The organism is Vallitalea pronyensis (assembly GCF_018141445.1).
GTDB lineage: Bacteria > Bacillota > Clostridia > Lachnospirales > Vallitaleaceae > Vallitalea > Vallitalea pronyensis.
In genome coordinates this window covers 6,165,202-6,177,352 of sequence record NZ_CP058649.1, presented here as the reverse complement: position 1 = coordinate 6,177,352, position 12,151 = coordinate 6,165,202, and the positions used below count along the sequence as shown (strand labels likewise).

At 36.7% G+C, this 12,151-nt stretch carries 12 protein-coding genes; 10 read left to right on the top strand and 2 right to left on the bottom strand.

What is annotated here, in order from left to right; translation table 11 throughout:
- The first annotated feature begins 2 nt into the window (after positions 1-2).
- The 3 genes from HZI73_RS25715 to truA are packed head-to-tail and all read left to right on the top strand — an operon-like array spanning position 3 to position 1,872.
- Positions 3-365 carry an Hpt domain-containing protein gene (locus HZI73_RS25715; protein WP_212696186.1) on the top strand — a complete coding sequence of 121 codons (363 nt, stop codon included), beginning with the start codon at positions 3-5 and terminating at the stop codon, positions 363-365.
- A gap of 9 nt (positions 366-374) precedes the next feature.
- Positions 375-1,082: a 3'-5' exonuclease gene (locus HZI73_RS25710; RefSeq protein WP_212696185.1), complete on the top strand. Its 708-nt coding sequence runs from the start codon at positions 375-377 to the stop codon at positions 1,080-1,082.
- 46 nt (positions 1,083-1,128) lie between these two features.
- Positions 1,129-1,872: a tRNA pseudouridine(38-40) synthase TruA gene (gene truA / locus HZI73_RS25705; protein WP_212696184.1), complete on the top strand. Its 744-nt coding sequence runs from the start codon at positions 1,129-1,131 to the stop codon at positions 1,870-1,872.
- A 126-nt stretch (positions 1,873-1,998) separates the two neighbouring features.
- On the opposite strand, the gene HZI73_RS25700 is transcribed toward truA, so the two are convergent.
- On the bottom strand, positions 1,999-2,610 hold the full coding sequence (locus HZI73_RS25700; protein WP_212696183.1) for a hypothetical protein: 612 nt from the start codon (positions 2,608-2,610) through the stop codon (positions 1,999-2,001).
- A 603-nt stretch (positions 2,611-3,213) separates the two neighbouring features.
- Entirely contained in the window at positions 3,214-4,035 is an 822-nt protein-coding gene (gene pheA / locus HZI73_RS25695) for a prephenate dehydratase (RefSeq protein ID WP_212696182.1), read from the bottom strand.
- Positions 4,036-4,456: 421 nt separating this feature from the next.
- Here pheA and aroF point away from each other — a divergent pair, with 421 nt between their 5' ends.
- The 7 genes from aroF to HZI73_RS25660 all read left to right on the top strand — a co-directional run bounded on the left by aroF (position 4,457) and on the right by HZI73_RS25660 (position 12,135).
- Complete coding sequence (gene aroF / locus HZI73_RS25690; protein ID WP_212696181.1) at positions 4,457-5,452, top strand: 3-deoxy-7-phosphoheptulonate synthase; 996 nt, start codon at positions 4,457-4,459, stop codon at positions 5,450-5,452.
- Positions 5,453-5,643: 191 nt separating this feature from the next.
- Entirely contained in the window at positions 5,644-6,204 is a 561-nt protein-coding gene (locus tag HZI73_RS25685) for an S-layer homology domain-containing protein (RefSeq protein ID WP_212696180.1), read from the top strand.
- A gap of 317 nt (positions 6,205-6,521) precedes the next feature.
- Positions 6,522-7,025, top strand: coding sequence for a flavodoxin domain-containing protein (locus HZI73_RS25680; RefSeq protein ID WP_212696179.1), 504 nt, complete (start codon positions 6,522-6,524; stop codon positions 7,023-7,025).
- Between the two features lie 319 nt (positions 7,026-7,344).
- Positions 7,345-9,111 carry a VanW family protein gene (locus HZI73_RS25675; protein WP_212696178.1) on the top strand — a complete coding sequence of 589 codons (1,767 nt, stop codon included), beginning with the start codon at positions 7,345-7,347 and terminating at the stop codon, positions 9,109-9,111.
- Positions 9,077-10,069 (top strand): AIR synthase family protein, encoded by a 993-nt coding sequence (locus tag HZI73_RS25670; RefSeq protein ID WP_212696177.1) that lies wholly within the window; start codon positions 9,077-9,079, stop codon positions 10,067-10,069. Before HZI73_RS25675 ends, HZI73_RS25670 begins: the two co-directional genes overlap by 35 nt.
- A gap of 417 nt (positions 10,070-10,486) precedes the next feature.
- On the top strand, positions 10,487-10,969 hold the full coding sequence (locus tag HZI73_RS25665) for an Lrp/AsnC family transcriptional regulator (protein WP_212696176.1): 483 nt from the start codon (positions 10,487-10,489) through the stop codon (positions 10,967-10,969).
- Between the two features lie 2 nt (positions 10,970-10,971).
- A complete protein-coding gene (locus HZI73_RS25660) occupies positions 10,972-12,135 on the top strand; it encodes an aminotransferase class I/II-fold pyridoxal phosphate-dependent enzyme (protein WP_212696175.1) in 1,164 nt (387 codons plus the stop codon).
- The last annotated feature ends 16 nt before the right edge of the window (positions 12,136-12,151 follow it).

Sequence of the window (12,151 nt, the reverse complement as noted above, 5' to 3'; positions counted from 1 at the left end):
CCGTGAGCATTCATAATGTAAAATCTGAAAAAGTTGATTATAAAAGTGCACTGGAGAAGTTGGGCAATTCAACGAAATTATACCGAATTATATTGGTAGGTTTTAGAAGCAAATATGCCAACGCTTATGAAGAACTGACGGCATTAAACAAAGAGAAGAAGTATGACGAAGCGTGTATTTTATCCCATAGCTTAAAAGGTGTTTGTGGCAGCCTTGGTGCAACCCACTTGGAAGAGATATCAAGACTTCTAGAAGACGCCTATCGTCATGAAAAGGACATACCGGACACATTTTTTATGGATTTAAAAGAAGAAATACAGTTGGTGTTATGTGATATTCATCATATACTCCGTTGTATGGACTAGAGGTGTATTATGGAAAGTTTTGTCGTGTTTGATATTGAAACCACAGGGATCAGTCCAACCAATCATCGCATTACGGAGATTGGTGCGATAAAAGTTGTCAATAATCAGGTCGTTGAAGAATTTAACCAACTGATTAACCCAGAGGTGGTCATACCCAATAACATTGTTGCTCTAACAGGGATTACAGATAAGCTGGTGAAAAATGAGCCAATGATTGAAGACGTGTTACCAGAGTTCATTGACTTTTGCCGTGATTTCGTCATAATGGGTCATAACATAGCCTTTGATTTTAGTTTTATTAAAGCCAATGCTTTAAGACATAAATTGGTATTTGAGAAGCATGCCATTGACACATTGACCATAGCTCGAAAAGTACTTTGTGAATTACCTAGTCGAAAGCTTTCGTCGCTATGTAAGCATTATGCCATTGATTATCTTAATGGGCATCGCGCTTATAACGATGCTTATTGTACATATGAACTGTTCAACAGGTTAAAACAAGATTATTATGAAAAGCATCCAGAATTGTTTGTCGCAAAACCTATACATTGGAAACCTGCAAAAACATCAGCCATTACATCCAAACAAAAGGCATTCTTAGCTGCACTGGTAAAAAGACATCAAGTCATACTGGATAAGCAAATTGATGAATTGACTAAGAGTGAGGCTAGCCAAGCCATAGACCGTATCATACATTTATATGGAAAAGCAAGATAAACATACTACATAGATTGGGTTGTTTGCATTAGAAAGGTAGAACATAATGGCAGTAGAGCGAAATATTAAGTGCGTTGTGGCATATGATGGTACCAAGTATCAAGGGTGGCAACGATTAAAAAACAGCGATCATACCATACAGGGTAAGATTGAACATGTCTTGTCTAAGATGACAAATGAAAAGATAGAGGTAATGGGTTCAGGTCGTACAGATGCTGGTGTTCATGCCAGGTGGCAGGTTTTTAATTTTCATACCCGTTGTCAAAAGTCCACCAAGAACATGATGGATTACATGAATCAATACCTTCCTGAGGATATAGGTGTTTGTCAAGTTGAAGATGTGGATTTACGATTCCATAGTCGTTTTCATGCCAAGAAAAAAACCTATATCTACCGCATATGGATAGGGGAGTACCCGCCTGTATTTGAGAGGAAATATGTCCATGTTGTAACAGAAACGCTTCATCTTCAAAAAATGAAAGAAGCAGCTCTATTATTTATTGGTGAGCATGATTTCCAAGGTTTTTGTTCAAGAAAAGTTAAGAAAAGCACTGTAAGAAAGATTAATCATGTTCAATTAAAACAAGAAGGTCATGAACTTACAATTTCCGTCACGGGAAATGGGTTTTTATATAATATGGTGCGTATTATGGTGGGAACATTAATAGACATTGGTAAAGGTACCCTTACAAAAGAAACTATCACCGAAGCGCTGGACACTAAAGATAGAAGCAAGGCAGGAGAAAGAGCACCTGCAAAAGGTCTTATATTGCATGATGTGAGTTATTAATATGGATAAGGTGTAGTTGATTTTACAAAATTAATTGTATTTTAGCAGGATAACGATTAAAACGTTATAATAAGGAGAATATGACCATTCTTCTATTATAACGTTTTTGTATGTCATCTTATTCCATTATGACCGCATATGATCTAAGGCATGAATCACTTTGTTTTTTAACATAAAGTTTGATTCTAAAACCAAGGCGTATAATTTTTGAAACTTATGGTGGTCATTTTGTGCTACGTAGAGTTCACCAAGAAGAATATAGTGGTTACTTATATCCGTATGAATACGAACACCTACCTCTAGTATTTGCATGGCCTCGGGTATTTTACCAGCTTCATGAAGTAAGGTTCCCCATTTGAATAGTAAACGTATAAGGTGGTTATAACGTTCTTCATAGAGAGATAGGGTTTCAAAATTAGCAGTACCATACGCTAATTTAAGGTCTGTGTTGGATTGACCTACAAAACTCACCATTTTTTGTGGCAGTAATGCCACTACTTTATTTTGAACAGCCATGATGTCTGGGTGAAGATGATCATCTAGAACCGGAAGTTCTTCTTTTGTGAGATGTATATAATCCAGGTTATCCAAACTTTTTTTTCGTACAAAAAGTGATTTTTCTTCTCTAGCCCAGTACGCCTTTTTTTGTGAGGCTGTATCCCGATCAACTTTACGCATTTTCAGCGTAAAAACCATAACAAAAATAATAAATAAGATGAGAAATATGGGTATAGGCATTAGGCCACCACCGTTTCTTTAGTATGTTTTTCTAGAAAATCCAACAAGTAAATCTTGACGTATTACTTTATTATAATATAATATTAATATGAACTCAATAAGATATAAGGTTTACTTCATACGTGATAAGATATAACCAGTGTCAATAGATAGTCTATAAGTGGAGGGATAAACATGTATAAAAGAAAAAAACTTGTAAAACGCTTGGCAATTGTCATTACGGTGATTATGGTGGGCGGCACTTTGGCAGCAGCAATTATTCCATTATTTGGATAACGTAAAGGATGCCATAGTTTTAGGATGGTATTAGATTAATGGCTACCACATAAGAGGCATGTGGAGAACGTTGTAGTGGTAGGTGATATAATAGGACAACCGTTAGGAACCCTGTGATATAAAAGGGTTTCTAACGGTTGTCTTATTTTTATTATAAATAAAGACAGGATTTGGCTGTAACAATCAAATGCTGTCTTTTTGCGTTAATCCATATAATCGATAGGATAGATGATGATTTTCTTGTTACAAAGATACCCAGAGTCTTAATATAAGATGACTTAGACACAACGCTTATGTAGTCTCCCATAAGGGCAATAGAGTTGTTTTTTAGTTTGACTTTTTATAATTACCTAGTAATTTGAAATGATGGCAGTCTTTGGACATATGAGCCAGTGCATCTTTTATGATGGTGTCATTCATATTACCTTCAAAATCGATATAAAAATAGTATTCCCAAGGGGTATGACCTACAGGGCGGGATTCGATTTTCAGCATATTAATGTCATTTTCCGCAAAGTGTTTTAACACATGGTAAAGAGCACCTGCTTTGTGAGGTGTGGATAGGACAACACTTATTTTATTACACGTATTGTCAGATGTTAGATTTTTTCCTAATATAACAAAACGCGTGGTATTCTGGTGATTTGAATTAATCTGGTTGGCTAGAATATGTAGACCATAAATCTGAGCCGCTTTTTTACTGGCTATGGCAGCAATCTGTTTTTTGTTTTGATTCATGACATATTCCGCACTTTTGGCTGTGTTATAATAGGGAATAAGCTTCCAATTATATCCGCTTAGATAATCTTTACTCTGTTCGAAGCCTTGGGGGTGGGAATAGACATCTTTTATATCCTCAATGGTACTCCCTGGAATACCCATTAAGTGATGATTTACCTTAACTCTGGATTCCCCAACAATGTAACAATCGTATTTATTTAACAGATCATAGACATCTGTAATAGCGCCTGTGGAGGAGTTTTCAATAGGCAATACCCCATATGTAATGGTATCATCTTCTAGTGCTTTGCAGACATCTTCAAAGGTTTTGTGGGTAACAGGTTCCACGGTATCACCAAAAAATTGTATAAGCGCTTCTTCGCTATAGGCACCTTTCACACCTTGAAACCCAACTTTTAATACGGTCATATCGTTCACTCCAATCTTCATCGCCTATTTTCTAGCTGTTAATTAATAAATATACATAAAAATTTATATAAAGTCAAATGATTTTGTAAACAAACCACTTGACATTTCATAAAATATTCTATATAGTAGTTAACTATACACTATAAAATTATACGGTGAGTCGTGATGAATATGATGGATTTAATGAATAATATCACAACAACTTCATTTTATTTTTACTGCTTTAGCTGGGGCTTTTTCTTTTTTAGCGCTGGTTATTTTGCATTGAAAAAATTGAATGAAGAAAAGACCATCATAAGATGCTCATAATTTTATAAATAAGGTTAAAAATTATAAGAAGCTCTTAGGAGCTTCTTTTTTTAATACATGATAAAAGAAAGCAACTAAATTTGGAATAATGAATAATATGGAGGAATGTATCATGGTAATCGTAATGAAAGCAAAAGCAACAAGACAGACTATTAATAAAATAACAAAAAGACTGGAAGATATGAGCATAACAGTCCATGAGACCATAGGTTCTAATTATAGTATTTTAGGGCTTATTGGTGACACAACCATGCTTAGCAAAGAACAGCTGGAATCCTATGATGATGTGGAAAAAGTCATAAGGGTACAACATCCTTTTAAACTGGCCAATCGTCTATTTCATCCTGAAGATACGGTGGTGAAGGTTGGCGATACGACGGTTGGTGGTGATACCGTAACGGTTATGGCTGGTCCTTGTTCTGTGGAGACGGAGGAACAAGTGATTCAAATTGCTATGGATGTGAAGGAAGCAGGAGCGACCATTCTTAGAGGCGGGGCTTTCAAACCTAGAAGTTCACCATACAGCTTCCAAGGCCTTGGGGAAGAAGGACTGAAGTTATTAAAAAAAGCAAAAGAAGCAACAGGTTTACCCATTGTATCTGAAGCCATCTGTCTTGATACCATCGAGCTTGTAGCAGAATATGCCGACATTATACAGATTGGTGCACGTAATATGCAGAACTTTGCATTACTCAAAAAAGCAGGTCTTACCAAGAAACCTATCTTACTGAAACGGGGATTAAGTGCAACCATTGAAGAATGGTTAATGGCGGCGGAATACATTATGGCAGGCGGTAACAAAGATGTTATTCTGTGCGAACGTGGTATCCGTACTTATGAAACCTATACAAGAAATACATTGGACCTTAGTGCCGTACCTGTCATTAAAGAAATTAGCCATCTGCCCATTATCGTTGACCCAAGTCACGCAACTGGAAAATGGAAAATGGTCAGTCCACTATCAAAAGGTGCATTGGCTGTAGGCGCAGACGGGCTTATGATAGAGGTTCACAATGACCCTATTAATGCTTTATGTGATGGGGGACAATCTTTAAAACCATCGAAATTTAAAAAGCTTATGGAAGAATTAGGTATTTATATGAATTAATAACTTACCAATACTTTTTTAATGAAACTGTATTACAAATGTTATGTTTTGGTAACGAATTATTGACAAATATATGTTATAATGGTGGACGAACCGAGCATGTGAGATTTCTTGTGCTTAAGGAAAGGATTAATAACAGCCTCTTTCTTGGGTGAACCCATAAGCTACTGAAAAACAGAGGGGGAATACTAGTGAAAAGAACATTTGTCGTTATCGTAAGCCTTCTGCTAACATGCCATGTATTATCCAATACCGTTACAGCTGTCACAGATAAGCAGCAATATGCAGGAGACCAATTACATACCTTAGGTTTAATGAGAGGTTATACCGACGGAACATTGCAATTACAGAATTCAATTAAAAGAGCAGAAGTGGCTGCGTTATTAGTAAGAACACTAGGATATGACAAAAAAGATGTGGCAGGTACCGCTAAAACCTTTAGTGATGTAAAAAATGATTCATGGGCTAAAAATGATATTCAAAAAGCATTTAAGTTAAAATTAATTGTTGGTGATCCAGGGGGTACATTCCGACCCGATGACCAGATTAGTTATGCGGAAGTTGTGACCATCATGGTTAATGCTTTAGGAAAAAATCAGAATCTTGAAGGTGACTGGCCTACTAATTATATTACCAAAGCAAAACAATTAGGCATTATATCTCAAGGTGATAATGGGGATATTAAGCGAAAGGTAACCCGAGGTGAAGTAAGTCTTATTCTTTGGGATACAATCCTCGCTAAAAATAGTTAAACAGGTCATTAACATCTATCATGAATTTAATCAATAAATAATGATGTTCAAACCATATATTGATGAGGGAAGAAAGAACACATTGCTGGTTCATCATGTGTAAGTGTTTTACGATTAATGCTATAAGAAGTACTTAACAACTCTATACGTTCAAAAACCAACGTATAAATGTTTCATTTGTGCGCAGGCGTATATTCAAGGTTTTATTGGAGAAAATAAAAGCAAGGTTTCGTACAATGTCGTGGACATCTGCATGAACCTAGAATAAACCATGAAATAATGAATCCCTATGGAAGATTCTAAAAGGAGTGTTAAGTATGAAGAGAGTAACACCAGATGTCTTGGTTGCATATGCCTCCAAGCACGGTAGTACAGAGAAGATAGCTCGTTGGATTGGAAAAGAGATAAGGGGAAATGTAGATGTTCTTGACGTAGAACAGATTAGTAATCTTAACTATGACTATGTGATATTAGGAACGCCTATCTATGAACATAAGCCTCTTCCATCCATGAGTCAGTTTGTTGAACAAAACAGTGGACAATTAGAAAATAAAGCAAAATCTGTGTTTGTGGTTGCATCTGATAATGAATTAAGGTCAAAAAGAGAACAAAATATACAGGCTTTTACCAAGATCATTCCAGGAGAAATTAATCAAACAGCAGTTTTTGCAGGTGAAGTGGATGAGCAGGAATTGAGTAATCAGGAACAACATAGTGTGAACAGTTATTTGAACTCCATTTCAAAACCTGTTGGAAGTTATACAAAATTGAATGAAAAAAAATGCAGAGAATTTGGTAAATCCCTGAATCGCTTCTTGTAGAAGTCTATTTTTTATGATCCTAATCATAGCATTAATGAGCAGTTTTCTCCAATATTATACAAGGATGGTATGATAACAGTTAGTGCATCTTGCACACAATATGTTTCGTCTTTGTTACGAAACATATTGTGTTTAAGAAAGTCAAGTTTCAAGTAACCCATGAGACTTGGCTTATATATAGCCATATAATGCTAAAGATGATGATATTTTAGGGCTTGCTCCTATCATTTTTTATAGCAGACAGAAATATAATGACTATTAAGGGTATAATTATATTAAGAGATAATATATGGCGTTAATTTAGAGGGAGGATGCGACATTGGACAAACAAAATAACTCACATAAGGGAAGAAAATGGATTATCATAGTCGTTATTGTGATTATTGCCATGGGTACTGGATTTGGTACCTATTATTACCTTCAAAATAAACAGATGGAGAGTATTGTAAATAGAGACGTTATATACGAAGGCATCACCATAGAAGGTGTAGATGTAGGTGGCTTAACCAAGGAAGAAGCTTTATATAAAGTGGGTAACGTCATCAACGAGAATATTTTTAATAAAGAAATAAACATGCATTATAAAGATAAACATTATGTCAAACCCTATGATTACTTTGAATTTAAATCAAATTTTGAGGAAGTTGTCAATAAAGCTTATCAACATTTCAAATCTGGGAAATTAAGAACACGTTATAACGCTATCATGAAATTAAAAGAAAATCAAATTGATTTTGCCATAGAAAATGGCTATAATCAAGGTAAAATAAATGAATTCATCGAATCCATTAAAAATGACTTTCATGTAGAAGCAAAAGATGCTATAATACATAGAAAAAATGGTGAATTTATTATTGAAGATGAAATAATTGGCTTATCTTTTGATGTTGCCAGTAGTGTAGCATCTGTTAAAGAAGCTGTTGATAATTTTAAAGAAGAAGCGGAGCTGGTGATAACTGAAATTCAGCCCAAATACACCGCTGCTTATTATGGTGCAATTTCGGATGTATTAGGTGAGTACAGTACCAGTCACAATAGTAACCGATTACGAACACAAAATCTTAAAATTGCAGCCAGTAGAATCAATGGTACCCTTCTTCATCCTGGTGAAGACCTAGAAACCCATGTATTGATTAGCCCTATTAATAAAGCCAATGGGTATAAAGAAGCTCCCATTATTATCCAAGGTGAAATAAAAGATGGTCTTGGAGGCGGGGTCTGTCAAATATCCAGTACACTCTATAATGCTGCTCTATTTGCTGAGCTTGATATAATAGAACGTCAGAATCATTCCATGCCTGTTTCGTATACAGCAAAAGGAAGAGACGCTACCATGTCTGGTAATCAGATTGATTTTGTTTTTGAGAACAGTACAAAATACCCCATCTATGTGGAGAGTTTTGTAACAGGTGGGAAAGTATATATGCGTATCTATGGGAAGGATGAGCGTAAATCTACCCGTTCATTACAGTTTAAACCTGTTATCATACAGAAGATTGCGCCACCACCGCCAACCCATGTGAATGATGATACATTAGAAGCTGGAACCCAAGTGGTTAAGCGTAAAGCCGTTAATGGCTATAAAGTAAAGCTGTATAAATATATTTACGATGATGGAAAATATGTGGAAAAACAAGTGGTAAACTCAAGTTATTATCGTCCTGTAGGGTCCATTATTCGCGTTGGCACCAAGCAGCCAGCAGACGTCATCATTAATCCAGAAGATGGAGCTATACCTGTAGACGCTATCAAAGACAGTGAAACAGTAGAAACCATGGCGCCTATTGAAGACAACAATGAAGGAACAACCAGTGCACCTGTAGAGGACAATAGTGAGGGTACAGCTGATTCACCAGTAGAGGGTAATGAAGAAGGTACTGATTCACCGGTAGAAGGTAATCAAGAAGGCACCTCAAGTACACCTGAGGATGATACTTCAAGTACTACCCCAGCAAACCCTGACACAGATGCTGATCCTCAACCTGTTAATCCCACAGATGCTCAAATAGATACAGATGTGACAACAGATACCAATGAAGGAGTCGATGTTGATGAAGCTGGGGAAAGTACCGGAAACAATCCTTAAGCGTTCAGTTTTTAAACAGCTTAGCACCCGTAGAAAAGAAGTACTTGTACGACCTCATGTGGGAGAAGATTGTTCAGTTTTACAATTTGAATCCGATGAAGTATGTGTGGTATCAACAGATCCCATTACAGCAGCTCTAGAAGACATTGGATCATTGGCCGTGCATATTACTGCTAATGATCTTGCATCAAGTGGAGCTGAGCCTGTGGGAATCTTATTGACCATCTTATTACCAGAGGGTTTTATGGAAGAAGAGCTTAGAAAAATAATGCAGGATATTAACGGTGTTTGCGAGACATTACATATAGAAGTTATTGGTGGACATACAGAAGTGACAAACGCAGTGAATAAGCCTGTTATTTCAGTTACAGGTATAGGAAAAGCACCTAAAGAACAATTGGTATTAACAGGTACGGCAAAACCTGGACAAGACATTATTTTAACAAAATGGGCTGGCCTGGAAGGTACAGCCATCATTGCTAAAGATCATGAAGACGTGTTAAGCAAACATTTTAACCGTGAACTCATGGACGAAGCCATTGCATTAGGGAATCATCTATCCGTTGTAGAAGAAGCTAGGGTGGCTATGAAGCATGGTGTATCGTCCATGCATGATGTGACAGAAGGCGGCGTATTTGGTGCTTTATGGGAATTAGGCGCATGTTCAAATGTTGGTCTTGAAGTCGTACTGGATGATATTCCTGTTAAACAATGCACCATTGAAATCTGTGAATACTACGGCATTAATCCCTACAAGCTTATTTCAAGCGGTTGTATGCTCATGACAGCGGATGATGGCAATGGCTTAATTGAACAGTTGCAAAAGTCTGGAATTCATGCTACTATTATTGGTAAGATTATGGCCAGCAAGAACAGAATTGTTATACAATCGGACACACGACGAGCCTTGACACCTCCAAAAACCGATGAATTGTATAAGGTGATGGGTAAGTCATAAACAATGGGATTAAGAAACTTGGATTAAGAAATTAATGAATACCTCAAGTGGCTTAGATAATAGGTAGCCACTTTTCTTATTATTATACAAGTAAAGTCTTGCATTTAGTATGTGAAAGAAGAAGTATTTTCATATGTTCAAGATACTTTTAACGAAACAACTTGCTTCACAAGACGCGACGTAGTCGCTTTGCAACCATGATTAAGTGATTATTTTGTATGCTTAGGCATACTTTTCTTCTAAATACAACACTGCAATACATTACTTTGATAATGGAAGAAGCTGATTAAGCATATAATGTTATAATACAGGCGTATGAAGAAAATATCGTATCAATGCAGAAAATATATTGAACTAAAACAATTATCCATAGGATTTGGTTCAATTTATATAAAACAATTAAATGGAGGGATAGCTATGAGACAAGAAGTATTGGAAATATTGGAGCATAATAGTAAGGTAACGGTGGATGACCTAGCCACTATCTTAGAAGGAAAAATAGATGATATTGCCAATGAAATTGCCGCCATGGAGAAAGAAAAAATTATATGTGGCTATCATACACTCATTAATTGGGAAAAAACGAATAATGAAAAAGTCACGGCTTTAATTGAAGTGAAGGTAACACCTCAGCGGGGTCAGGGATTTGATAAAATTGCAGAGAGAATATACCGATTCAAAGAAGTGAAATCCGTCTATCTGATGTCCGGAGGGTTTGACCTTACGGTTATATTGGAAGGTAAAACCATGAAAGAGGTTGCTCTGTTTGTGGGTCAAAAATTAGCACCTTTGGAATCTGTACTCAGTACAGCAACCCATTTTGTGCTTAAGAAATACAAAGACCATGGCATCATATTAGAAGAGACTCGAAAAGATGAGAGGATGGTGGTGACCCCATGATCATGGAAAATAAATTATCTAATCGTGTAAAAGTCATACCACCATCAGGTATTAGAAAATTCTTTGATATTGTTTCTGAAATGAAAGATGCCATATCCCTTGGTGTTGGTGAGCCTGATTTTGACACCCCTTGGCATATTCGTGAAGAGGGCATCTATTCTTTAGAAAAAGGAAAAACCTATTACACATCCAATGCAGGGATGCTAGAACTACGGGAAGAAATATGTCACTATTTAAAAAGAAAATTTCAGTTGGATTATGACTACAAAACAGAGACCCTTATAACCGTGGGGGGAAGTGAAGGTATTGACTTAGCTTTTCGCGCTTTAATTAACCCAGGAGACGAAGTGCTCATTCCTCAGCCATCTTTTGTATCCTACGAACCATGTGCTTATTTAGCTGGGGCAACACCTGTAATCATACCCCTTAAGGTAGAAAATGAATTTCGTTTAACCAAGGAAGAGGTAGAAGCCTATGTCACGGAGAAAACCAAAATGCTTGTCCTGCCATTTCCCAATAACCCTACAGGGGCTATTATGGAACGAGAAGATTTAGAAGCCATAGCTGAGGTTGCCATTAAGCATGATTTAATTGTATTATCCGATGAAATCTATGCAGAGCTTACCTATGGTGATAAACATGTATCCATTGCGGCCATTGAGGGCATGAGAGAGCGTACCATCATCATTAATGGATTCTCAAAAGCTTATTCTATGACAGGCTGGCGTATGGGTTATGCAGTAGGACCAAAGGAAGTCATTGGGCCTATGACAAAAATCCATCAGTATGGCATTATGTGCACCCCCACAACCAGTCAGTATGCAGCCATTGAAGCGGTAAAAAATGGGGACCCAGATGTTGAGGAAATGCGAAAAGCATATAATGGGCGGCGTAAAGTGATGATTGAAGGGTTTAGAAAAATGGGATTGGCGTGTTTCGAACCTTTAGGTGCTTTTTATCTTTTTCCTTCTATCAAAGAAACAGGATTAACCTCAGAAGAATTTGCCACACAACTGTTACATGAACAAAAAGTGGCTGTTGTACCTGGCACAGCTTTTGGGGAAAGCGGTGAAGGTTTTATCCGTTGTTCCTACGCATACGGTATAGAGGACTTAAAAAAAGCCATTGAACGCATTAGCCAATTTGTAGAACCACGTATAAGCTAATATGACGCAAAGGTAT